The 23059-nt window shown below is 41.9% G+C and carries 26 protein-coding genes and 2 pseudogenes; 3 read left to right on the top strand and 25 right to left on the bottom strand.

The genetic code is table 11. The features are described 5' to 3' along the window. Nucleotides 1-69 precede the first annotated feature (69 nt). The 13 genes and pseudogenes from E4K67_RS04950 to E4K67_RS05005 form a co-directional block, all read right to left on the bottom strand. Nucleotides 70-564: a rubrerythrin family protein gene (locus E4K67_RS04950; RefSeq protein WP_135545322.1), complete on the bottom strand. Its 495-nt coding sequence runs from the start codon at nt 562-564 to the stop codon at nt 70-72. Nucleotides 565-722: 158 nt separating this feature from the next. After that, the gene (locus tag E4K67_RS04955) at nt 723-2402 is read right to left on the bottom strand and encodes a CoA-disulfide reductase (RefSeq protein WP_135545323.1); all 1680 of its coding nucleotides are present in this window, start codon (nt 2400-2402) and stop codon (nt 723-725) included. A 34-nt stretch (nt 2403-2436) separates the two neighbouring features. Then, nucleotides 2437-2823, bottom strand: a complete 387-nt coding sequence (locus E4K67_RS04960) for a DUF302 domain-containing protein (protein WP_135545324.1) — start codon at nt 2821-2823, stop codon at nt 2437-2439. Nucleotides 2824-2967: 144 nt separating this feature from the next. Next, nucleotides 2968-3156 carry a hypothetical protein gene (locus tag E4K67_RS30470; RefSeq protein WP_135545325.1) on the bottom strand — a complete coding sequence of 63 codons (189 nt, stop codon included), beginning with the start codon at nt 3154-3156 and terminating at the stop codon, nt 2968-2970. Next, nucleotides 3149-3349, bottom strand: coding sequence for a 4Fe-4S dicluster domain-containing protein (locus E4K67_RS30475; RefSeq protein ID WP_135545326.1), 201 nt, complete (start codon nt 3347-3349; stop codon nt 3149-3151). Before E4K67_RS30475 ends, E4K67_RS30470 begins: the two co-directional genes overlap by 8 nt. Before the next feature lie 89 nt (nt 3350-3438). Continuing rightward, nucleotides 3439-3648 (bottom strand): FmdB family zinc ribbon protein, encoded by a 210-nt coding sequence (locus E4K67_RS04975; RefSeq protein ID WP_135545327.1) that lies wholly within the window; start codon nt 3646-3648, stop codon nt 3439-3441. 223 nt (nt 3649-3871) lie between these two features. Further along, nucleotides 3872-4498 carry a hypothetical protein gene (locus E4K67_RS04980; RefSeq protein ID WP_135545328.1) on the bottom strand — a complete coding sequence of 209 codons (627 nt, stop codon included), beginning with the start codon at nt 4496-4498 and terminating at the stop codon, nt 3872-3874. 40 nt (nt 4499-4538) lie between these two features. Beyond that, a complete protein-coding gene (locus tag E4K67_RS04985) occupies nt 4539-4781 on the bottom strand; it encodes a hypothetical protein (protein WP_135545329.1) in 243 nt (80 codons plus the stop codon). A 31-nt stretch (nt 4782-4812) separates the two neighbouring features. Further along, entirely contained in the window at nt 4813-6063 is a 1251-nt protein-coding gene (locus E4K67_RS04990) for a hypothetical protein (RefSeq protein ID WP_135545330.1), read from the bottom strand. A 43-nt stretch (nt 6064-6106) separates the two neighbouring features. Further along, the gene (locus E4K67_RS04995; RefSeq protein WP_135545890.1) at nt 6107-7066 is read right to left on the bottom strand and encodes a phosphodiester glycosidase family protein; all 960 of its coding nucleotides are present in this window, start codon (nt 7064-7066) and stop codon (nt 6107-6109) included. Between the two features lie 56 nt (nt 7067-7122). After that, nucleotides 7123-7824, bottom strand: a pseudogene (locus tag E4K67_RS30480) (phosphodiester glycosidase family protein); the annotation flags it as partial. Nucleotides 7825-8067: 243 nt separating this feature from the next. Next, a pseudogene (locus E4K67_RS30485) lies at nt 8068-9015 on the bottom strand (M56 family metallopeptidase); the annotation flags it as partial. 2 nt (nt 9016-9017) lie between these two features. Next, nucleotides 9018-9395, bottom strand: a complete 378-nt coding sequence (locus E4K67_RS05005; protein ID WP_135545332.1) for a BlaI/MecI/CopY family transcriptional regulator — start codon at nt 9393-9395, stop codon at nt 9018-9020. 299 nt (nt 9396-9694) lie between these two features. Here E4K67_RS05005 and E4K67_RS05010 point away from each other — a divergent pair, with 299 nt between their 5' ends. After that, nucleotides 9695-9910, top strand: coding sequence for a hypothetical protein (locus E4K67_RS05010; protein ID WP_199242468.1), 216 nt, complete (start codon nt 9695-9697; stop codon nt 9908-9910). A gap of 283 nt (nt 9911-10193) precedes the next feature. On the opposite strand, the gene E4K67_RS05015 is transcribed toward E4K67_RS05010, so the two are convergent. The 10 genes from E4K67_RS05015 to E4K67_RS05060 form a co-directional block, all read right to left on the bottom strand. Then, nucleotides 10194-11717, bottom strand: a complete 1524-nt coding sequence (locus tag E4K67_RS05015; RefSeq protein ID WP_135545333.1) for a hypothetical protein — start codon at nt 11715-11717, stop codon at nt 10194-10196. After that, nucleotides 11718-12083, bottom strand: a complete 366-nt coding sequence (locus tag E4K67_RS05020) for a hypothetical protein (protein ID WP_135545334.1) — start codon at nt 12081-12083, stop codon at nt 11718-11720. Nucleotides 12084-12094: 11 nt separating this feature from the next. Next, complete coding sequence (locus E4K67_RS05025; RefSeq protein WP_135545335.1) at nt 12095-12721, bottom strand: cytochrome b N-terminal domain-containing protein; 627 nt, start codon at nt 12719-12721, stop codon at nt 12095-12097. After that, complete coding sequence (locus tag E4K67_RS05030; RefSeq protein WP_135545336.1) at nt 12718-13170, bottom strand: QcrA and Rieske domain-containing protein; 453 nt, start codon at nt 13168-13170, stop codon at nt 12718-12720. The genes E4K67_RS05025 and E4K67_RS05030 overlap by 4 nt, the downstream gene beginning before the upstream one ends. A 123-nt stretch (nt 13171-13293) precedes the next feature. Further along, nucleotides 13294-14190 (bottom strand): NrfD/PsrC family molybdoenzyme membrane anchor subunit, encoded by an 897-nt coding sequence (gene nrfD, locus E4K67_RS05035; RefSeq protein ID WP_135545337.1) that lies wholly within the window; start codon nt 14188-14190, stop codon nt 13294-13296. Between the two features lie 169 nt (nt 14191-14359). After that, nucleotides 14360-14935 carry a 4Fe-4S dicluster domain-containing protein gene (locus E4K67_RS05040; RefSeq protein WP_135545338.1) on the bottom strand — a complete coding sequence of 192 codons (576 nt, stop codon included), beginning with the start codon at nt 14933-14935 and terminating at the stop codon, nt 14360-14362. An 18-nt stretch (nt 14936-14953) separates the two neighbouring features. After that, on the bottom strand, nt 14954-17167 hold the full coding sequence (locus E4K67_RS05045; RefSeq protein WP_135545339.1) for a molybdopterin-dependent oxidoreductase: 2214 nt from the start codon (nt 17165-17167) through the stop codon (nt 14954-14956). 37 nt (nt 17168-17204) lie between these two features. Next, nucleotides 17205-17774 (bottom strand): YeeE/YedE thiosulfate transporter family protein, encoded by a 570-nt coding sequence (locus E4K67_RS05050; protein ID WP_158408397.1) that lies wholly within the window; start codon nt 17772-17774, stop codon nt 17205-17207. A gap of 1 nt (nt 17775) precedes the next feature. Further along, nucleotides 17776-18306: a YeeE/YedE thiosulfate transporter family protein gene (locus E4K67_RS05055; RefSeq protein WP_135545340.1), complete on the bottom strand. Its 531-nt coding sequence runs from the start codon at nt 18304-18306 to the stop codon at nt 17776-17778. After that, a complete protein-coding gene (locus E4K67_RS05060) occupies nt 18296-19204 on the bottom strand; it encodes a cytochrome c3 family protein (RefSeq protein ID WP_135545341.1) in 909 nt (302 codons plus the stop codon). Before E4K67_RS05060 ends, E4K67_RS05055 begins: the two co-directional genes overlap by 11 nt. A 570-nt stretch (nt 19205-19774) precedes the next feature. On the opposite strand from E4K67_RS05060, the gene E4K67_RS05065 reads away from it, so the two are divergent. After that, nucleotides 19775-19990 (top strand): hypothetical protein, encoded by a 216-nt coding sequence (locus E4K67_RS05065; protein ID WP_135545342.1) that lies wholly within the window; start codon nt 19775-19777, stop codon nt 19988-19990. Between the two features lie 220 nt (nt 19991-20210). On the opposite strand, the gene E4K67_RS05070 is transcribed toward E4K67_RS05065, so the two are convergent. After that, entirely contained in the window at nt 20211-20612 is a 402-nt protein-coding gene (locus tag E4K67_RS05070) for a MerR family transcriptional regulator (protein ID WP_135545343.1), read from the bottom strand. Continuing rightward, entirely contained in the window at nt 20605-20991 is a 387-nt protein-coding gene (locus tag E4K67_RS05075; RefSeq protein ID WP_135545344.1) for a NifB/NifX family molybdenum-iron cluster-binding protein, read from the bottom strand. The genes E4K67_RS05070 and E4K67_RS05075 overlap by 8 nt, the downstream gene beginning before the upstream one ends. Nucleotides 20992-21433: 442 nt before the next feature. Here E4K67_RS05075 and E4K67_RS05080 point away from each other — a divergent pair, with 442 nt between their 5' ends. Beyond that, nucleotides 21434-23050, top strand: a complete 1617-nt coding sequence (locus E4K67_RS05080) for a (Fe-S)-binding protein (RefSeq protein WP_135545345.1) — start codon at nt 21434-21436, stop codon at nt 23048-23050. Nucleotides 23051-23059: the final 9 nt, after the last annotated feature.

A 23059-nucleotide genomic window follows, 5' to 3' on the forward strand; every position in this document is an offset into this window, starting at 1 on the left:
AAATCCAGAACGTAAAAAAAACGTTCTGGCAATCGAACAGAAACCTGCACCTTATGGCAGTATAGATTTTTAGTACTTTATAAATTTCGTTCCCGAAGTACCGCAGATAAAACACTTTTCGGGCACTACTTTCTCAATGTTTCCACAAACAGGACAAAGATAGTAAAACACTTCTTCTTCCTGATCCAGATTATCCAGCGCTTCTTTATAGAGTCTTGCATGAACCTCTTCAGCCTTTAGAGCAAACGTAAACGTCCTCACTGCAGCTTGGTTTCCTTCTTCTTGAGCTACTTTCAAGAATTCCGGATACATGCTTTGATATTCGTGATTCTCTCCAGCTACTGCATCGTTTAAGTTCTCAACAGTTGACTTAATTTTTCCAGCGACCTCAAAATGCTTTTGAGCATGAATGGTTTCGGCATCCGAAGCAGCTTTAAAAAGCTTCGCTGCATTCTTTTTACCATCTGACTCAGCCTTTGCTGAGTAAGCAAGATATTTTCGATTAGCCTGCGATTCTCCTGCAAAAGCTTCCATTAAGTTCTCTAATGTTTTTTTGTTTTCCATAAAAAGTCACTCCTTATCTTACTAATCTAATAATCAGGCAGGATTTTGAGCCTAGTGAGAGTTATTAAGCCCAGCATGATACTTAAATTATCTTTGATAAATATACCACAAAAGCTACTTTATAACATCTTCTTTTGGTAATAATTGAGTGGTATTTATCATTTTGAGATATCCAAACCTTCTACAATCCTTGGTTTAACGGCCATTGTTAGAGAAGATTTATACCCTCCATCTATGTTTTTAACCTTATACCCTTTTTGTGTTAATATTCTAGAGGCTACATATCCCCTTAGGCCTATCTGACAATACTCGAGAATCTCTTTATCCTTATCTAATTCCCCAAGTCTTTCTCTTAGACTGTCTACAGGGATATTAAGAGCTCCTTCAAAATGCCCATTTTTAAATTCAAGTTCAGTACGTACATCTACTAAAACCGTGTTTTCCTGATCATATGCCATATACTGTTCCATCGAAATAGGGTCCACTCTTCCAGCTAAGACATTTTGGGCAACATAGCCTGCCATATTAACGGGATCCTTCGCTGAAGAAAAAGGTGGCGCATAACAAAGCTCTAATTCTGTTAAGTCATCGACTGTTCCACCCAGTCTGATAACTGTCGCTATTACGTCAATTCTCTTGTCCACTCCATCACGTCCAACGCTTTGAGCTCCTAAGATTTTCCCATCCTCATTAAAGATTAATTTTAAGGTCAGTGGGAACCCCCCTGGATAATACGAGGCATGCGATTCAAGATGAACCGTAATTGTTTTATAAGGTATCTTCAATCGCCTTAAGGTTCGTTCATTATTACCCGTGCCTGCTGCAGTTAAGTCAAATACCTTAATAATTGAGGTGCCCTGAGTACCTTTATACGTAGTGCCTAAACCTGTAATGTTATCTGCGGCAATCCGGCCTTGCTTGTTGGCGGGTCCTGCTAAGGCGACTGCCCCATTGAGTTTGGTCACAAAATCCACGATTTCTATGGCATCTCCAACTGCATAGACGTTAGGAGCATTTGTTTCCAGTTTCTCATTGACTATAATATGTCCTCTGGCACCGAGTGCAATTCCACTGTCCTTAAGAAATCCTGTGTCTGGACTTACTCCAATGGCTAGTATAACGAGATCCGCACACAAATTTACACCGCTATTTAAGGTTATTTCAACACTACCGTCCAGGTCCTTAAATGCCTTTACTCCATCATTTAAGATTAAGTGAATACCTTTATCTAAAATTTCTTTTTCTACAATTGTGACAAGATCGGTGTCTAGAGGGGCCATAATATGAGGGGCCGCTTCTACAATTGTTACGTCGAGCCCTCTATTTTTTAGATTTTCGGCCATTTCCACGCCGACATAACCGCCACCAATGACTACAGCGTTCTTAATCCCCCTTTTATCGACATAAGCTTTAATGTTATCAGTATCCGGGATATTTCTGAGAGTATAAATCCTCTGATGATTGATGCCCTCTATGTTTGGTTTAATCGCCCTTGCTCCAGGAGATAAAACCATATAATCATAGTGTTCTTCATACTCACCATTTTCTTTACTTCTTATCCTTGCAACTTTTTTAGCTGTATCAATCCCAATAACTTCACTGTTAACCCTTACATCAATGTTAAATCGACTCTTCATACTTTCAGGTGTTTGCACAATAAGCTTCTCGCGTTCCTTGATGGTTTCCCCAATGTAATAAGGCAAACCACAATTGGCAAAGGAGATATACTCATCTCTTTCGAACAATATAATCTCCGCAAATTCATCAAGTCTTCTAAGTCTTGCAGCTGCCGATGCCCCACCAGCTACACCGCCTACGATTAAAACTTTCTTACTCATCTTTGTCCTCCTCTAGTTCATATTTGAATCCATTCTACATTGCGTCCTCTAAAGCTTTCTTCAACACTGTTTCTACCTGCTGTGCAATACCTAGTAGTTCAGTTTTCCCAAACAAGCTCATCATAGAAGTGGGGCGCATCATCCCCATAAAAACACTGTTTTCCTTTTCATACACAACCATTTTGCAAGGGAGAAAGTATCCAGCTTCACTATGAAGATCCAATACTTCTTTTGCTTGTTTTGGATTACATACTTCCAGTACTTTAAAATTCTGATGAAAATCTAATCCCTTTTCCTGCAACTTATCTTTGAAATTAAGTTCCCATAAAACACCAAAATTATTTTCACTTAAACTTTTTTTCAGATCTTCAACGGCTGTTGAAAATTCTTTATTGGTCTTTACTTCATAATTAAACTCCATAATCATTCATCTCCTTTTCTTTTCTTTTCTTTTCTTTTCTTTTCTTTTCTTTTCTTTTTCATATTATCTCTCGTTGCATTGCGTACTATTCCAACCCCCAGTGGGGTATCGTCTTCTCAAATCTCTCTCGGTGCGTGTTATTATTTAACTGTCACTTTGACTTAACAAGTGCAAGATGCAGTCTCTTTCTTCCTCTAAGTCCTCTCGTTCTGCCACCATTTTTGCTTGCACCGAATGATAGGGCCAGCGTGCTATTAAATCTGTTAGCTTTGCTTCTATAATGTTAAGCTGGAGCAAAAGCTCCTGAGCATTAGGTTGTTGATTATCATCCATTTGCTTTCTTCTCCTCTGTAGCTTTAAAAGTTATAGCACCGTGCATACATGCTTCCATACAGGCTTCACATTCCGTACACAGAGTAGGATCTACGACAGCGAGATGTGCAAGCATTGAAATCGCTTGAAACGGGCAAGTGTCGACACAGCGTTTGCACGCTCGACACATTTTATCCAAGATGAACGCAGACATCTCCGTATCCCTCCCTAAAACCATAAGTACATACTCTCTAAACTATTTGAGCAATAAGAGAAACTCACGGTTTCTCATTTGCACCCTGCTCAGCCATACCGGCGTCGTGGAGCCTTGGACTCTCCCAAAGAACCTTTGTCTTGGGCGAAGCTTTTTCCTCCGATATTGACAGACGTAATCCGTTGAATTATCTGTTCACTTCCACAATACGGACAGCCTTGATGGTCTTTCTGGCTGATACTGCAAAATACTGAAAAATTTTTTGAACACTTTTGACATTGAAAATCATAGTTAGGCACTGCAATCTCCCCCTAAAATATCTACCTACACTATTTACTATTTCTTTAACGAGCACCTTACCCAGGGAATAACTTTGCTTGGGATAGCAGTTTATCATAGAAAACATCCGCACCCACTATCCCCCGTACCCTGTAAGGGTATCCTCTTTTTAATATATTCGCATCTCACCAATTTGTCAACCACTTTCAAGTATACCCTCTCGTTCTAGTAGTATTTCATAGATTAATTATTTATAGCATTAATAATTAATTTAGAATCACTGGCAGTGGGTTTAACCTCATTAATCCAAATATTATATATACCTTCACCAAGCATTATTCCTTGCCAATTTGCAAATAGATACTTCGTATATGCATTAGTAATTACTTGCCTATATTTAGGATAGAATATTTGGTCATAGTTCTTAATAAAGTCTGCATTATTTTGTATTTTAGTTACTTTATCATCAATTTTAACTGTTATGGGATATACTACTTGTTCCGCTAACTGTTCCTTATTTTCATTTACTAGATAACTTTGAATTCTACCAGCAAAGTTCTCTACATCTTGGTCATTTTTAGTATTCAGGGCTACAGAATATCTCTTTCCATATTCAACTTCAGGAAGATTACTTTGAAGTGACAATGTAAATGGATAACTCTGTTTACTAACTGGATTTACCCAGGTTCCTTCTATTATATCAACAGTGACAAATTTCCCTTGAAATACACCTGTATTAACCCCTGTCCCGTTATACTCAAATAGGATAATATCTTTTTCTCCTGCTTTTCCCTTGAGTTTAATCTCCTCTCTCTGTTTCTCATAAAAGTATGTTCCAACTACACCTTCACCTAATTGATAAATACTCATTTTAATCGGGATAGTGTTGTTTATATTTCCTTGATAATCATCAATATCCCTTTCTAAATGGGCTTTTAGTTGTATCTATATTTTCAAGTAAGCTGGGATCTGTGTTATCCTGATTAGTTGCACTATTTTGGGACGTGTTTTCTGATTGAGATTGAGATTGAGATTGAGATTGAGCTTGAGATTGAGCTTGTTGATTATTATTTTCCTCGCTCTTCTTTACACTTGAACAGCCTGACAATAGGACGATGGTTAAGGTCATGATAATTGCTATTACTTCTTTCACTATAAATACCCCCTGTCTACATCATCCTCTATTATGGTTTCACTGGTTGCAATTCCACGAGAGTGGATGTTTCTGCCTTCGTAAGTTGGATAAGCTCTGCGCCGTCGACAGAAATGTAGTTTTCATCGCCCTGCAATTTGACCTCCGCAAGATGACCCTCTGTAACAATACTCGCTGTTTGGTTATCATAGACGACTATTTGCCCGTTAACTCCAATGAGTGCACATACTTTTTCGTTAAAGGGGATAGAACCTTCCCATTCGGTCTTCAAAGAAGGATTATCTGTTAATTCTGAGCGGTCTGACGTGGTTTTAATCTTTACCAGTTCGTTGTTTATGACTTCCCCAAGATAGACCTTTCCTGCTCTGATCCCTATGACCCTATCGTTTGATTTTTTAGAGATGACCCAACGCTTAGTGCCACTCAACGCAAGCACTTGATGGGTATCGCCAATTTTACTGGTAACATAGAGTGTTCCATACCGATCGGAGGCAGCCATATTGGAGATAACCTCTCCTGACTTATTTCGTGTGAGTACGTCTTTCATGATATCTATTTCCATGAGTAGCTGAGAAGATCCGTTTTTCACGGTGAGATAGATTAGATTTGAAGGTGTTGAGAAAACTAAGTTTTCTAGTTTACCGCCTTTGGGTAATTGATCAATCGTTCGATTAAAACGATTATCGGGAGGGGTATCATCATCATCACTATCCGGAAGTTCAAGTGAATATAATTCTGTCAGTTGCGGATTTCCATAACGCTTTTCGGTATACGGTTGTGGTTGAACCACTTTGGGAACTCCCTTCTCAATTTTTTGGTTGGGGTCTTCTGTTTTTTCAGGAGTCGAATTCTGCGCAGGGGACTGGGCGGTCGCTTTAGGGTATATAGTAACCGATGTTATTTCATTTGGATTTTTCTTGGCATAAAAATAGAGTAAGGTGCTTCGGTCAGGTAGCCATTGGTAAGTAAGCACTCCCAGTGTTTTATCCGTAGTAGAAGGTGATTTTTTTTCAAAAACGACCTTTCCCTTTTTAAGGTTGAAGATTTTAAGAGTCCCATTTTCGGAATAAGCCAAATAATCCTTGGCGTAAGAAACCTGAATATTCATAAGATCAGAACCAGGAATAGTTGCTTTGAGCTGGGGCGTGATGGGTGGCTCACTCTCCCCACCCATCACGCCCATAACTTTTTGAATTTGGTTGTTCAAGAGGGAGTACCCTCCAAATTGAAAACTGAGTGAAACTAATATCCAAACTACTAAGATACGTAATTTCTTCTTCAACTATTAATCCCCTCTTTTAACCAACGTCAATTCATACCTTACCCTATTCTGGCATGACCACAATACCCGTCGGTAGGTAGCGTTCACCAAAAATATTCCAGAGTTTACTAATCACTTTTCCGTTATAGACTAATACTGAAGAAGAGCCGCCATCTAAATTGGCTGCATTGATCGCATCATAATCTTTGAATAAATTATAGAGGTCGCTCATTTTTGCGCCAAGACTAGAGAGTTGTCGACCATCAATTACGACAAGTATAATCGTACCATCGGCTTTCTGTCCGATAGCAGTTCGTGGAGCTGCTCCCCAAGCTGAGTCTTGAAATACGCCCTTTTTTCCGTCCTGTATTAAAGTCGGCCCAAACGATACAGCTTCTTGAATGTCTTTCTTCTTAACGTCATCACCGGTCATCTGTCCAACGATCAGGTTACCATCCTTATCAAGGGCAACAATCTCGGTACTCTTGTTGCCTACATTGTTATGGACGATTTCTCCATTATGGACGGTTAAACCGTCAGGAAAAGCTCCATTTCCGGTACCATTAGGATCATAAAATCCTCCGCCATTTATACCTGCAATAGCTCCTGTGTCTTTAACAAAGTCACTGACTCGTTCACCTGTAACCTCCAATTCTTTTGTCACAGCGACTTTTATCCGTTTTGGATCCTTTATTAGCATTACTTTGCCTTTAAACGCTTTACCGTCAATATCTTCAATTGTGATACCAGCAGATGCCTCTGATACAGTACGCTGGATTGGGATATCAGATAGCGAGCCTGAGTTATCATATTTGTTAACAATTTCACTAATTTCTTCATCCGAGAGAAATGCCCTAACAACCTGTGGATGCCTTGAAGAGAGAACGGAGCCTACCGCTAAAGTTTTCGTTGCTTCAAATGGCCCCCAGAAAATGATAAAGGGCGCTAGGATGATATCAAATACTACATTGAACATAAAAAAGGCAATAATCATTTTCAGGCTTATCTTTCGTATCTTTCGCATTTTTCGTACTTTCCTCATGTTACCTCCATTAATTTTGATTCGCACTCTCTCACGCTCTAAGGAGTAACCACAAAAGCTGTGGGAACATAACGTTCTCCAAAAATGTTCCAAAGCTTATTCAGGACTTTGCCTTGATGGACCATTTCTGAGGAAGAACCGCCATCAAGATTGACTGCATTTACAGCATGATAATCCTCAAAGACATTCATAAGGTCTCTTAAGGTCGCCCCGATACTCCAAGTAGGTTGACGTCCGTCGATCACTACGAAAATAACGGTCCCGTCAGCCATTTGTCCTATGCCGGTCCGGGGGGCAATCCCCCAGCCACCGTCCCCTGAAATTGCAGATTTTCCCTCTACGATAAGATTAGGTGCAAAGGTAACAGCTTCACTTATGTGTTGCCCTTCCAATTGATTGGCCGTCATGTTACCAAGGACCATTTTCCCCTGGTCATCAAATCCGACAATATTGACTTCTTTTTCTCCCACATTATTGTCGACTAGTTTCCCATCCTGCACGGTTAACCCGTCTGGGTATGCTCCGTTCCCTTTACCATTCGGGTCATAGAACCCTCCGGCGTTAATTCCGGCAATGGCTCCCATGTTTTTGACGAGCTCACTGACCCTTTCTCCCTTAACGCCAATTTCTTTAGTAACGGCTAATTTAACTCGGGTCGGGTCCTTGATTAACATCACTTTCCCTTTGAAACTTGGACCTGTGATATCCTCGACTGTTATTCCCGAGGTTGAATCGGCAATCCCCTTTGTAAGTCCCGAGGCTTGTCCCCCACGGATCTCTTGAGATACATTAAGGTCGCGACCTTCTAAGGCGGGGCTTGCATTTACCTGAGCACTGGTGAAAGTCGCAAAGGCTATCAATCCTATCACCAGAACACCTAACAGTGACCATTTAACCGAAGCTTGCTTAATCTTTCTATTTTGAAGCATTATGAGTCTCTTCTTGATTTGTGAATTTGAGCCACACAAACTTGCCAAGCCCTCTACTCTGGGAACTGTAGAATATGTCTCTGCCAGCTTGATAAGTGTATTAGCATAGTCATTGGATTGCTCAGTATCAATTCGAGATCTCGCTAAAGCATCACACGATATCTCCTGGTCTTCCCGCATTCGATAAAAAGCGTACCAAATTAGTGGATTAAACCAGTGGCAAATAATCAATACCTGGGTTAACCAATTTACCCATATGTCCTTACGTTTAAAATGTATTAACTCATGTAAAAATATATGGTTTACCTGTTCTAAACTAAATGTTTGCTCAATTCCGATGGGTAATAGTAACCTCGGGTAGATTAAGCCTAATAATGATGGGCTGTTTACATGCCTCGACTTAAAAAGAGGAATCTCCGTTTTTATCTTCAATTCCACTTTGAGGCTATTAAACTCCGAAAGCAAGCTTAGGTCAGTCACTCGAGCTTGTCCAATGTCTTTAGAAAACTGTTTGTTAACAATGACGGTGAGAACCGTCAATATCAAGATCCCTAATAACCATATATAGTACATTAGTTTATAAACGATCGGGAAGGCGGTCCATGAATTTGCATTTCCATCACTTGGGCGCTGGGTTTCAGTGCTTACAACCGCTTTGTTGGAATTGCTATCCACTACAACAGTTTGGTTCACACCAGATTTATTAGTATTGACGATAGTGGAGAATGATTGTGTGGTTCGGTCAACGATCGCTGCTATCTTTTGCTGTATGTGGGAAGAGTCGAGGTAATTATAAACGCTTATGGGAGTGTTAGGTGTCCATGGCAACACTAAACCAATGATTAAAACTGACCACAGCATATACTGAAAGCGTGCTCCCAACTTGTGTCTGAGTACAAATTTCACGCCAAGGAGAAAAACGATGAAGATACTTGCTTTGGCAGATGTTGTCAAAACCCAGTTAAAAAGGCTAAGATAATTCGCCATTAAAAGCGTTAGCATCTTCACTCCTTCCTTTCTTCAAGGATTTGTTTAAGTTCTTCAATTTCATCCTGTGAGAGTTTTTCATCTTTAAGAAAGGTAACGAGCATTGGCTTAAGAGCTCCGCCAAAAAACCGAGTCAGAAAGGACTTGCTCTCGACTATGACGCACTCTTCTTCCGTCACTAAGGGATTATAAAGATAAACCCTTCCCTCTTCTTTGTAACCGAGTGCCCCTTTTTTCACCAACCTCCCGATTAAAGTCTTGATCGTATTTGGTTTCCAATCTGTTGATTGTTCTAAAGCCTTAACGATCTCGTTTGCGGTACATGGAGTTGATTTTAACCAACAAATCTTCATAACTTCCCATTCGGCATCGGATATATTAGGTATTTCGAGCAATAAACCCACTCTCCCGTCAATGTTTACTTATGTAGTTAGGAACATATTACATATGTAATCGATTGATGTCAAGAATTATTTTCCAGAATAATCTCTGTTCCAGCTTTAAGACTAGGGAAAATCACTGCCCTACCTTCCTGAGATATTCAATAACTTTGAAACGGTTTTGCTTTTCTGGTCCAACAGTTCATTTGTTGCAAGTTGTCACTGTTCTAGTATCCGGGACATCTCTTAGCTTGCATATAATCAAATGAAAGCGGTATTATAGGATACATACTAATAACCTGAAGGCGTGTTTTATGGGCGACCGAATACTTTTTGATTACACTGTCTTAGCTACACTCTTTTCCCTTGTACTCGTTTTATTAATTGTTTACTTTATTGTAAGTGCAATACGGTTCTTTAAACGTAAAAGTACAACAGATGAAAAGCTTTTACAGAAGTTAGACGAGCTAATCAAGTTGCAATCTCAACAATCTGACCAAAAATCCAAACATGAAAAGCCTGTTTCTTGAGAAAGCCGTTTGATCTGTTTCTTAGAGTTCGAGTAAGCAAGATCTTAATTGGACTAACGTCTGCGAGGGAGCATTTATTTAATAGATTTTCCATAGATAAACCCACGGTAAGATCTCCGATATTGGGAGAAAATACTGTGGGTTCTTTTTGTGTTGTGCTGTTTATGTTGACGAATACTGCCTAACTATATGAATTGGTAATATCTCATATTGCTTGGACAAGTGAAATGGCACTTTACAATAAACAGCAAAATTATCCGTAGGCACTTAAAATTACCTTGACTTATTCAGATGGGTGTACGGACCCAGTGTGGCATTTATGACACAAATCTGCTCCTTGTTCATCAGCGGTTTGCTCGCAACTGCTTCCGAGCACTAATGGTATATTGAACGATTTCCCTGTCACACGACTCGACTGAATCCAAGTGTCTCTATTATGACGTAAGAACGGTAACTCTTCCCCTTTCGCCGTCATTAATATTTCATCCCCTGTTTTCAACTCAGGAAATTGGGGATTGGTGATATTCTCTTCAAACATCAGATCCTCCGGCTTCTCAACTTTCTTCGTGAGGGGAAGTTTTTCCTTGGTTCCATGACAATCGAGACATTGGATATGAACAGCATCATGCTGGGATGTGTAAAATTCGCCATCCCCCATAACATCCTGCCTTGTATGACAATCGATACAATCTAGACTAACTTCACACCTCGCGAATAGTTCTCCTGGCAGATAATAGTCACTCAAGCGGTCCGACCAAGTCAAATCTCCCGCAGTCCAATCTCTTTCAACCTTAGCCAAATCAGGTCGAGCAGAAAACTCCATTTTAAGGGGGTCATGGCTCCCTTGATTATGACACTGGTTACACTGGGTGTACGGAATTTGGGTCGTCAGATTATGGACCATGCCACGACTGCTGGTATTATCGTTAATTGCTGTATCATTACCGGTATAGGTATGAGTTGGATTGACCAAAACATGGCAGGCTTCACAGCCATTAGCATGGATTTTATCGTTGCCTGTGCTTGTATTCTTGCTTTGTGGAACTCCTTCTTCAAGCCTATTAGAAGATGCTGTCGGTGTTCCTAGCGACAAGGGGACGGGCAGCTCTCCTCCGCTTTGATGACATTGATTCAGACAATTCTGCTGAAATTGCCCTTCATTGGCTCGTCCCTGCAGGGGATTGGGGTAAAGATAAGCTACCTGACCCTTTGTAAGGCCTAGAACCTCCTTAGTCTTATCCAAGCCGAACGTCATGCGTACGACGCTTAACTCTCCGGCCTTTGTTGTCATAATCGAGGTTTTTACTGAGTCCACTAAATTTTTTCCAGATTCATGGTTTCCACTGTGACAGGCCACTCCGTTTGCGGCTGTCCCTCCGCAACTTAAGGAAGCAGTCTGTAAGGACCCCGGATGCCCTCCTCCGTACATTTGAGCATGAGCAGTCTCTTCATCAAGCGAAAGAGGATTTCCGCCATGGCAAACAGCACACCCAAACGTATTGCTGGGATGGGATTTCGATATTTCTTCAATACCCAGATGACAGGTTTGACACCGTTCAACCTTACCATTTGGAAGTACAAGGTTGACGATCTCTGGCTTGCGACCTTGATAACTCACAATTTCTTGTTGAATCTGTTTTACCTTAGCTTCATCATTTTCCGTACCAAGTACAACTTGTAATTTAGAAACCTGTTCAGTAAAATACTCGCTTTGATATTTGCCCCATTGGGGATTACTACCCTTCTCGAGCATAAGCATGACAATCAAGAGAAGTAAAAGACTTGCCAACAACAAAGTTTTTCTCATCTATGTCCACCAAACTTCTTTGACCATAAACCAGATCAGAAGGACTATAACGACACTAAAAAAGAGACTAAATATCCGTTCACCCGACTTCTCACCCAGATATTTAACGAGCCATGGTAACCCGGCAAGCCCTGCAATAATAACAATAGGGAGAATAAGAGCACCTAGCCACGGAGGGAGATATAACAATAGTATTTGGAAGGGACCAAAAATCCACGGTGCAACCGCATGGGAGGCAGAAGGAGCCTGATTGCTCGTTCCGACACTTGCAGTAAACTCAAGGGCTAGCGCCATACAAAAAAACACAAAAAAGATTGAGGCTATACCCTCTTTTTCTATGAGATGTTTAATCGGTGAACGTGCCATACTCACCCTCCTTAGAGCGGGCGAACTCCCCCATCACGGCGGATACGCCAGAAATGATAAAGTTGTAATAACAAAGCAATCATCGGTAGGGCGACACAATGCCATACATAGACCACGAGGGTACTTCCACTTAAGGCAGAAGGCTCTCCAAATAAGACCTGTGCTAAGCCAGTCCCTATTCCAGGAATTAAACCCAATATATTGACAGCGACCGTGGCCGCAGCGCCACTTTCTTGGGACCCGATCAGTAAATAACCTGTAAAATCCAAGAATAGAATCAGAATCAATAGAGCTACTCCTACAAGCCAATTTAGTTGCTTAGGAGGCTTGTAAGACCGGGTCCAAACGACACGCAGCATATGAAGATTCACTGTGACAACCATCAACTGACCTGCCCAATAGTGCAAATTTCGAATAACTCCACCATAGGGAATTACAGAGGCTATTGTTAGAATACTACTAAACCCAGAACTATCTCCGGGTTGATAATGAAACATCATTAGAAGACCAGTAATCCCCAGAATTACAAAAGCCAAAAAGGACAATCCACCCAGGCAAAACGTATAGAGCACTGTCAGGACTCCAGTGGGGACAAAACTAGGCCTTATGTGATTGACAAAGTTTTTCTGATCATTCATAGACGTGTATCCATTCCTACTTGCTTCGAAGTATTGATGACAAGAGTGCCATCCGGTTTACGCTCGACAGCAACTCTAGGTAGTGCTCTGGGCGCTGGACCAGATACTGGTCTTCCGTCTACATCATACGTGCTCGCATGACAAGGGCAAAGCCATTCTTTCTTCTCCGGATAATAATGAACCTCGCAACCTAGATGTGTACAGGTTGCCACCAAAGCCATGACTCCTAAAGGATCCTGCTTTACCCACACCCGATCATTTGCTGTATTTTGCCAGCCGCTGTTAACTACGAGGGGTAAGTTATACTCTACTAAGGGAGATCGGAGTCGGTCTTCTTTACTCGTGAGGTACTTAACTAGAGGCTCAATAGTCAAGGCACTAGCGGCGATGATACCGACCCATGCTAAGCGTAAAACCGCACGTCTAGACCAGTCTAATTGTTTAGGCACCTTTTCCCTGCCCCCTCTAGTGAATTCGCTTTCGCTAAAGCTGAACATCGAGACTTAGGTGGAGGAGTCTATCCCCGCCTAAGTAATACAGGAAACCCCACTTATAGAAGTGGGAGTCTTGGCTTAAAACCAACCGTTGGTCTGTCCTGCATAGGTTATGATATAACGCACGAAAAATCCTCCAAATAAGACCAGAAAACTGCTGCTGATGGTAACTGTCAGCGCCCATTTGACGGGAATTTTATCCTTGAGTTCCATCAATTCTAACGAAAAAGGTACAATCAAACCGAGTCCCACAATCAAAAACCAAAAAATCCAAGCATATTGTCCGTACAATAAACTCCCAAAGGCCATTGACACGCTTACAGAGCTTAGTCTTGCCATAACGATCATTATTATTATAATCAAACACTCTAGAATAATCAAACCAGCATCTGCCTTGGTTAAGGCGTGTAGTTCCTTATGTCTAGCACGTTGCCAGGGGCTCAGACTGGATACCAAAATCACGGAAGCCACCCCCGTTGATAACGCAGACACTAAAAACAGTACCGGAAGCAAGGGCGCATTCCACAACGGACGAACAGCGGCATTAAGCAGGAGACCGGTATAAGATGCGACGCCCACGGACAAGAAGGGCATGAATTTTGCCAACCATCTTTTCCATTTTTCCGAGCTCTTAAAGTGTCCAAGGATTTGATATTTCTCTGGAAGCCAAAGATAGAGGTAAATGACACTTAAAACGGTAAAAAGCAGAATTGCCCAACTCCCATAGGACATCGGGGAGTGTACTTCCAAGGTAAGAAATAAGCGATAAAAGTTCAAGGGACTACCCAGATCTAGCAAAAGCACCCCAAGCCCAAGGGAGATGGGAAACGGAGAGATATAGGCACCCCAGCGTCCAACTCGCTCAAAGTCTTTACCCCCGTAGAGGAAGGCGAGATTAGACGTTATCATTGATCCCGCACTAAGTCCTGCAGTAAAGAGGTAAATAACGATCATTAAAGCCCAAGTTAATTCCACACAACACCCCTCCTAAACTGTTAATGAACTTCCAGTGTTCTCACTCTATTTGTGGGAGTTTCATGCTCTTGATCTGTGGGGAGTAGACTCACCCTTCGCCGTCAAATGACCTTCGCAATAGGGGTCTTTCGTCAAGGAAGTCCTGATGGACAGCTCTACGAAAGCGAGTTTACTTCCCCTCAGGGATTTCTGGAACGGCTTCATCGATATAATAAATGTTCGGACCCGTACCCACATGTATTAGCAACCCTCGAGTCGGATACTTAGCGATCAATTTAGAAACGATACTATTTGGGTCGTTGAGGTCACCTGCTTGACGTGCCTTTCCTAAGCAAGTTTGAACACACGCCGGTTCTAGCCCTTGCTCCAGACGATGCAAGCATAACGTACACTTATCTGCCTTTCCAGTTTCAGGATTAGCGAAGCGGGCGTCATACGGGCACGCGACAATGCAATATTTACACCCAATGCATTTGCTGTTTTCAATGATTACAATGCCATCTGAGCGTTTTTGTGAAGCCCCCGTAGGACAAACCGATACACAGGGTGGGTTATCACAATGCATACAATTCCCCGGTTGAAACAGTTCCCTGACCTTTGGGAACTGTCCCAGAACTCCACTGCTTTTCACCCAATTACGAGTAGACCTGAGCGGCACGTTATTTTCTGCGCGACATGCCACCATACAAGCGTCACAATCGATACAGCGCGAAGTAATAATGACAAATCCCATGCGAACAGCCATATTTTCCCCTCCTAAGCCTTAGGCTTTACTCACTTTCACAAAGGTCTCGCTTAAGGCTGAGCCTCCTGAAATCGGATCCGTCACAGTCTTGTGCAGAGCTGAATCACTAGCGCCAAGACCATATGATGATTTAAGGCCTTTGCTTACGTGCCCAAATCCACCGACCATAAAAATGCAATCGGGTCGTATACCCTCTGTTACATAGGCCTTGATCGTAACTTTTCCAACTTCACTCTCCAATACCACGTCATCATCCGTCTTAACCCCTATTTTCTTAGCAACGGATGTATGCAGCCACGCCCGATTGACCGGGAAAACTTCTAAAAGCCAACGATTGTTCTGAGTGAACATTTGTGTATGCTGTGCTGTTTTACCCGTTAAGAGATAATATTGGTCCTCCTTTGGACGTGGTGGCTCATTCCAAGTGGGTACGGCCTTCTTGCCCATTTGAGCCATGATGCTTGAAGAGATTTCTATTTTCCCACTGCTCGTTTGGAACTCAAAATCTTTGGAATGGTCTTCTTTTAAGTTTTCTACTTCATAATACCCAGCGCGTTTTAAATCCTCTAGACTCACGGGGAACGGCTTTAGTTGCTGGGACAAGAGATCCATTTCATCCTTATAAGGTAGGAATTCTCCAAGACCCAGTTTATCCGCCAATTCCTTATAAATCATCAAGCTGCTCTTTGTATCATAAAGCGGCTCAATCACTGGCTGACGAATAAAGATTTTATTTTTAATGGGAATCAAACCATCATAGCGTTCCAGATAATAGGATTCAGGTAGAATCACATCCGCATAATACGCCGTGTCACTGGCTTGAATATCGATCACCGCGACAAAATCCAACTTCATCAAAGCATTGATGGTTTTTTGCCGTTCTGGAACCGAGAGGACAGGATTTTGCCTAGAAATTAGCCATCCTTTAGCCTCATATGGCTTACCTGATAAAATATTATCCCGCATAGTCTGGATAACACCGTAAGCTAAGGGCACCAAGGGATACTGCCAAGGCACTCCATCGAGTCTAATTCCCTGCGCTTGTGGAAAGGGTGGGTGAGATAAAACCCCGAGTTTAGCAGTACTCATTTCCTGATCCGGAATTAGCCCACCAGGTTGGGCCCAATTACCCATCAGAGCATTAAGCACGGCAATGGCCCGTTCAGTTTGAAACGAATTTACAAAATTCGACGTCCGCCAGTTAGGATGTGCTATGGCTGCAGGAGCAGCGGCGGCAAATTCCCGGGCAATTCGCTGAATCGTCGTCGCAGCGATCTCACACTTTTTCTCGGCCCATTCAGGTGTATACTCTTTCACTTCAGTGACAAGATCTTCAAACCCTTGAGTGTATTTATTAACAAACACTTCATCATACAACTTTTCTGCTACGATCACATGAATCATGGCTAGAAAAAAAGCTGAATCCGTTCCAGGGCGAACAGGGAGCCACTCCGTCGCTTTGGCGGCCGTCTTACTGAAGCGCGGATCGAGCACGACGACCTTTACACCTTTAGCCACCATTTCGATCATTTCCTGCGTCTCATTATTGGAAATCCCCTCCGCTAAATTACGCCCTGTGAAAATCATATACTTACACTGACTATAATCCGTACCGGGTTGAGGGGTACCATATGTGTACAGAAAAGCTGTTGTCATTGAATTAAAACATAAACTCCTTTGCGTACCGTAATTAGGTGTGCCAAACGCTTTAAGGAGAATTTCAAAAAATGGTTGAGATAAGTTATCTGTTGAATTGAACATCATTGCCTTAGCACCGTATTTATCTTTAATCTTCTTCATTTGCTCAGCAGTATAACTCAACGCTTCATCCCAAGAAGCTCTACGCCACAAGCCGCTCCCCCGTGCCCCTGCACGTATGAGGGGGAACTTAATGCGATCAGGACTATACATCGTTTCAATGGCTGCATTGCCACGCGGGCACAGTTTCCCTAAATTGTTGGGATGGTTTGGATTACCTTCCAACATCTTTACGACACCGTTTTCAACCTTGGCAATCACTCCGCACCGCCAAACACATTGCTCGCAAATGGTTGTAACAAATTTCGTACCCTTAGTAGCTGTCTGCGCGGGATTATCTGTCCCCAAACTGGCTTCTGGGGCCAGTAGACCTATTCCAGCCGTAGCGCCAACTCCAAGGGCTGCCGTTGCGACTGTGCCTTTGATAAACTGACGGCGGCTGAACAATTGGTCCCAAGTATACACTTTGGACACCTTGCTCCCTCCTTTCATTCGACCATTTGCTGTTCAACTAGGATTCTATAGAGCTCTGTTTTTCAGAAACCTTGGAACTTTCCGCAATTTTTGAAACCACGTAGAAAACAGCTGTGCACAGGACAAAGAGTCCGATAAATAGCCAGTGGTTGACATGAAAAAGCTCCGCTAGCGTTTTCGTTCCATAATCACCAATCGTTGATATTTTTAAAAATATGGATTGATAGGTAGCCCCAAATAATATTCCACCAGTAAGAAAGCCCAAAAGTCCTGGAATCAAGTAGTCTAAATTCCCCTGACCACAACCTGTGATCAATGTACCCGGTCAGGTGCCGGCGAGGGCCATACCTACCCCGAACAGAAGTCCACCTACAAGATTACCTAGTATATACGTGGACGAAACTTGATCCAACTGGATAAAGCCAAGATCTCTCAGCGCATAGAGGCCGACGAGTCCCACTGAGATTCCTGTCATCATAAATTTCATAACTGTATTATCTTTAAAGCGGAATTGATTGACGATTTTATGATAGTGCCCTAGGCCTGCCTTTTGGAGGGCAAAGGCGAAGAAAAAACCAATCACTATGGGGATAACGTAAGTCATCATCTTAATACTCCCTCCCATATAAAATTTTGGTCGTAATAATTCCAGACACGAACAGCCCGACAATGAAGATAAGCCCTGCTGGAGATAGTTGCATTGTGCCTGATATAGCTAAGCCACTCGTACACCCACCTGCAATACCTGCGGAATATTCGATGATGATCCCACCGATAAAAATCATGGTCCAGCGTTTAATCTTACTGGGCCCAAAAACTTTAGTCCATTGCTGATCTGGCATCATTCTAAACTTGAAATCTTTGGACCACATACTTGACGTAAAAGCCCCTAAGAGCATTCCGACAAACAGTAGAATTTGGAAGCTCACCACCGGTGGCATCAGGAATTTAAAATACATGGATTCTGCCAAGCTTGAGTGAAATAGTTTCAAGAGCATACTATCAATGTTCTCTATCCCACCCGATGAACCGATTGTTTTATCCACCAGAACATAGGTAGCTACGGACGTTAAGCCTAAGAGGACGCCTGCTGCCCAAGGTGACCAAATTTTAATCTTCATTTTTTCATTAAAGGCCAAGGTGCTCTCCCTCCTTTACGTTCTTCATGGGATCATTCAAGGAAGACAAAGATCTAAGTTCATTTTCATTTAAGGCTTGTAACTGGGTGATAATAGTTTCTGGCAAGTGAGACACCGCCTGTAATAATTGTCCACCTTGTTCACGGTTGAGAATTTCTTGGAGGGACAAGACAGTCGACATATCCCCATTTTGTAAAAGAGTGAACACTTCCTGAACTTCTATGGGAAGTGCATTAAAGGCTACGTTTTTCGGCCTTCCTTTCAAGAAATACCATGGCCATAATCCTTTTTTCCATCTCCAAATTAAAACACCTAAAATCATAAGCATAAAAGCGTTTATTATTCCAATTACCCATGCTAACCAGGGAGCCACATCATGGACATTAAAGTCAATTAAATCAAAATTAGGATTAGCATTTGGCGGAACTTGCGTTGCTGCTGCGGAGGGTGTAACTGCCGCATTCTCTGCAGAGGGAGTTCCGGTCGCTGGTGCGTCTGTTCCTGAAGCTGGAGCAGTAGGAGTACCAGTAGCAGTAGCAGTACCACCGTACTTGACAACCCGTACAGCACTATCCGCTGGATGACAAGCTGCACAAGATTGATCGGGTTGCTCTAAGGGTTTGACTAACCCAACATGTGCTTTTGTCTTATCTGTTTCCGTTGCTGCTCCCAAATGGCAGGCTTGACAAAAATCTCCGAAGGAATGTTGTATATGCCAATCACCCTTTTTAGAGACAGGATCTTCGCCTTTAACCTCGTGACAGGTCTTGCAAGAGGATGTTGATGCGCCACAGGCGGCCTCAGTAACTTTTGGCGGTGTAAGCCAAAAAGACCCTACGAGAACTACACTGAATACGCTAAAGATTAAGGTTAATAGAAACCACTTTTTGCTTTTCACGTTTACTCCTCACCTCACTTGTTAATATAACGTTCTCCAAAAGTAACGTCGCTTAATGAAAGATCGATTGTCTTAAACCACCTCCGAAAGCATTTCTTGTTTGAGGGATCTTCGATTACTAAAAAGCAAGTGTTATAATATATGCCATTGGGTTGAACTTAAAAAGAATATTACTCCGCTTCGATAAGATATTCACAAGCCTACCTTGAAGAAATATCTCCACATATCCACCCCCCCAGGGTAAGGGCCATTACTCCCTTAGGATACAACTAAACAATCGATTGGTCAATACGTTTCATAGTGCATTTTGAATGCTGATGCCATTTCATCCTTCTACGCCTACGGAATATCAAGGCCTATAAAACGAAAATCCTATTCATATAAGCGTAGTCATAAATTATCTAACTCGCAAACAATTGACATATGAAAGCTATTTAGATATATTAATGAAGTAGTATTGATACCCCATATGGGTATAGCGGCCTATAGTTTTAAAATAGAACCAAAATATAAACTCTACAAACTGTTCCCAGGTATTAAATTCACAGAGAAATGAAGGGAGAGAGAATTATGGAAGATTTGTCGATATTACGTGAAGAAGATTTAATACGCCGCCTACTAACTTTAACTGAAGAACTTGAAGAATTAGAAGAGGAAAAAAGCTATGTCTTAAGGCAAACTGGACTTCATGTCTCTGGAGGGGTCGTTAAAAAATATGAATCTCAGACAATTTCATTATCGGAATCTATTGCAGATTTGAAAGGGGAACTAGAACGACGCAAATAGAAATAATATCAATTCATGATGGCACAAAAGGCCCTTGTTTAAATACTTACTTTAAACAAGGGCCTTTTTGTTATGTAACTTATTTAGAAAATGGACCCTAAGAAGGCTATCCTTCTATCAGCGGGAGACTTCTTTATAGGACAATTCATGATATTACTTTTTAACTTGTTAGGGAGGTTAGAGACCTGCACTGAATCATTGAGCGTAGCCATTTTTTTTGCTAAAGGATGCTGCAGTTTCTTAGCATGTCACACGATTTACACATCTCTGCCTTGTCACTAGCTATGAGACAATAAGTACCTTCGATCTTCCAGCAAGCTTTAGATTCGTTAACTGGCACATGGCTGCTTTGGTTGGCACCTCCCTTGCAATTTTGCTTGTACCAGCAGAAATACATGGAAGTTAAGTGCTTTACACCTGCGATGTTCAAGCCCTTTTCATGCATAAGATATTTAATAAACTTAAGTCTTCTAATGTCATTATTTGAATACTTTCGTTGATACCCTTGCCGGTCTGGACGGATAAGGTCATTCCTTTCCCAGACCCTGAGTGTCTCAGGATGTTCTGCTATCAACTCCGCCACGGTACCTATGGTGTAAAGTCCTTTATCTTCATCAAACATTGTTTAGCACATCCATTTTGCTAGACCTTGCTCCAGATTCACTGATCTGAGTCAATCGGCCTTCTTTCCAGGCCATAATGGCCTCCATGAGTGTCATTGTTTCGGGTGCCGTATATGCGAGTATATTCATCGCTTGAATCACTTTCAGGGCATTACGACCCAATCTGCCCGTGATTAAAACATCCACCTTTTCCTTCGCCACAAAGTCGGCGACAACGATGCCTGCACCATCGATCCCCAGTAAAGAAGGATTTTCTTGATAATCCCCCGTACCCTGTGGATCGTCAGAGTCGCAAAAAAGAAAGTACGGGCTACGACCAAAACGAGCATAAACGAACTTGTCAAAGTTTCGTCCCCCAGTCGAGATTGCCATACGCATCCTACTTCATCCTTTCTTCAATCGTGAATAGTAATACAGCCATCAGTTCGTTGACATAGGCCTTCAAGGCAATCCCAAGGATATTTAATAATTCGAGTATATGTTATTAATTAGGAAATATCAATTATTTTATTGATGTTAGTTCCTAGCCAATCCTCTTCAAGGGTACTTCATGCTTTACAATAACTGAAATTCTCTTAGGTTAAGTGATTTTGCGCCTTTTTTTATTGTTGCATTTAAATACCTACAAGGATATACTTAGATAACTTAAATATAATATTTTAAGTTTAAATGATTACCTTATTCTAATACCTCTTATTTCATCAATTCGAAACGTGAGATCACTCTTTTTATTCCTTCATAATGAGGCGCGCCCGAAGCACCCCAAGGATTGGCTACATATTTTTTGCGAGTTAACTTTGCGGAAAGAGGAGAGCTGAGTATGATAAATCAAAAAGATCTACGGCCCAGGGATATGGGACGCCTAGATGAGCAACTGATCAAACTTGAACCCGGACAGCTAATGTCTTTATTTCCTCCCTATGATAAACCCGGAATGGAACCTCCATTAACGGATCCTAAGCCTGCTTGGCAAGAAAAATTCTGTACTTCTTTAGACGGCTATGTTGGTCTCGACACCTTAATCCGCCCAAAAACTAAAGAGGAAGAAGTTGAATTTGTCCGAAAGTTCCTATCTGGCTTAGAAAAGAGTTTTTCTGATGCCAACAATGGAATACTTGAACCGTTCTTATTATCCTTTGAATATTGCGCAAAATGTGATACGTGTTCAGCTGCCTGTCATATTTACGAAGCTTCAGGCAACAACGAGTTATACCGTCCAATATACCGATCTGAAGTTCTTCGAAAAATTGTTAAAAAGTATTTTACTACAAGTGGCAAGCTGTTAGGACGTTTTGTCGGAGCAGATGTTGATGTGAACTGGGAAACGATTGCTCGACTGGGGGAATTAGCCTATCGCTGCAATCTTTGCCGCCGCTGTGCTCAGACCTGCCCGCTGGGCTTAGATAACTCCATTCTCACGAAAGAGATTCGTAAGATCTTCAGCCAAGAAATGGGCATTGCTCCGCTTCCTCTGCACACAAAAGGGACCATGCTTCAGATAAAAACAGGGTCCTCGACAGGAGTAAGCAAACCTGCTTTCTTAGATACTATAGAGTTTCTAGAAGAAGATATTGAAGAAAAGTATGGCCTAAAGATCAAATTTCCGATGGACAAAAAAGGAGCCGATATCCTGTTGTTGCATAATGCGGGTGAGTATATGGCCTGGCCAGAAAACCCCATTGCCTTTGCCATTCTCTTCGAGGAAGCTGGTCTAAACTGGACACTCAGTAGTGAAATTGCGGGCTATGACAATGTAAACTACGGCATCTGGTATGATGATTTCCAAGCAAAACAGTTAGCCACGTTGCAGATGAAAGTCGCCAAGGACTTAGGTGTCAACCGAATTGTCATCGCAGAGTGCGGCCACGCCCATAAGGCTTCGGCACTTGTCGGAGATCGCATGGTGTACGGAGAGGATAAAGTTCCTGTTGAGAGTTGTCTGCCTCTACTTTGGGATATGGTGCAGAGTAAACGTTTAAAGTTAGATCCTAGTAGAAATAATTTCCCTGTGACGCTTCATGATCCTTGCAATTATGTTCGGGGAATGGGAATTGTTGAACCGCAACGGAATGTCTTGAAAGCTATTTGTCCTCAGTTTAGGGAAATGACTCCCCATGGAGTCGACAATTACTGTTGTGGTGGTGGTGGTGGGTTCGCCATAACCAATTCCCTCAATTTTTCTGAATGGCGGAATAAAGTGGCTTCTCGCATGAAGTTTAACCAGATTCTTGGAGCTTTTCAGGGTAGTATTGAAGATGTGAACATTCCTAAATATGTATGCGCACCTTGTTCTAATTGTAAAGGAGCTATTCGAGACATTCTAGAATTCTACGAGGCGACGTCCAAATTTAATGTTCAGTATGGTGGTTTAGTAGAGCTTATGGTAAATGCACTTGTAAGTATGAAAAAGCCTTTTATGGAGTTTTTAGAAGAATAGTTAATCTAT

Source organism: Desulfosporosinus fructosivorans (assembly GCF_004766045.1).
GTDB lineage: Bacteria > Bacillota > Desulfitobacteriia > Desulfitobacteriales > Desulfitobacteriaceae > Desulfosporosinus > Desulfosporosinus fructosivorans.

Bases quoted from the DNA above. Each gene is read 5' to 3' on its own strand.
- E4K67_RS05015 (WP_135545333.1), bottom strand. From the start codon at position 11,717: ATGAGAAAAACTTTGTTGTTGGCAAGTCTTTTACTTCTCTTGATTGTC.
- E4K67_RS04960 (WP_135545324.1), bottom strand. From the start codon at position 2,823: ATGGAGTTTAATTATGAAGTAAAGACCAATAAAGAATTTTCAACAGCC.
- E4K67_RS05025 (WP_135545335.1), bottom strand. From the start codon at position 12,721: ATGAATGATCAGAAAAACTTTGTCAATCACATAAGGCCTAGTTTTGTC.
- E4K67_RS05075 (WP_135545344.1), bottom strand. From the start codon at position 20,991: ATGCGTATGGCAATCTCGACTGGGGGACGAAACTTTGACAAGTTCGTT.
- E4K67_RS04955 (WP_135545323.1), bottom strand. From the start codon at position 2,402: ATGAGTAAGAAAGTTTTAATCGTAGGCGGTGTAGCTGGTGGGGCATCG.
- E4K67_RS04950 (WP_135545322.1), bottom strand. From the start codon at position 564: ATGGAAAACAAAAAAACATTAGAGAACTTAATGGAAGCTTTTGCAGGA.
- E4K67_RS04980 (WP_135545328.1), bottom strand. From the start codon at position 4,498: ATGAGTATTTATCAATTAGGTGAAGGTGTAGTTGGAACATACTTTTAT.
- E4K67_RS30470 (WP_135545325.1), bottom strand. From the start codon at position 3,156: ATGGATGATAATCAACAACCTAATGCTCAGGAGCTTTTGCTCCAGCTT.
- E4K67_RS30475 (WP_135545326.1), bottom strand. From the start codon at position 3,349: ATGTCTGCGTTCATCTTGGATAAAATGTGTCGAGCGTGCAAACGCTGT.
- E4K67_RS05040 (WP_135545338.1), bottom strand. From the start codon at position 14,935: ATGGCTGTTCGCATGGGATTTGTCATTATTACTTCGCGCTGTATCGAT.
- E4K67_RS05010 (WP_199242468.1), top strand. From the start codon at position 9,695: ATGGGCGACCGAATACTTTTTGATTACACTGTCTTAGCTACACTCTTT.
- E4K67_RS04995 (WP_135545890.1), bottom strand. From the start codon at position 7,066: ATGCGAAAGATACGAAAGATAAGCCTGAAAATGATTATTGCCTTTTTT.
- E4K67_RS05020 (WP_135545334.1), bottom strand. From the start codon at position 12,083: ATGGCACGTTCACCGATTAAACATCTCATAGAAAAAGAGGGTATAGCC.
- E4K67_RS05070 (WP_135545343.1), bottom strand. From the start codon at position 20,612: ATGTTTGATGAAGATAAAGGACTTTACACCATAGGTACCGTGGCGGAG.
- E4K67_RS05080 (WP_135545345.1), top strand. From the start codon at position 21,434: ATGATAAATCAAAAAGATCTACGGCCCAGGGATATGGGACGCCTAGAT.
- E4K67_RS05065 (WP_135545342.1), top strand. From the start codon at position 19,775: ATGGAAGATTTGTCGATATTACGTGAAGAAGATTTAATACGCCGCCTA.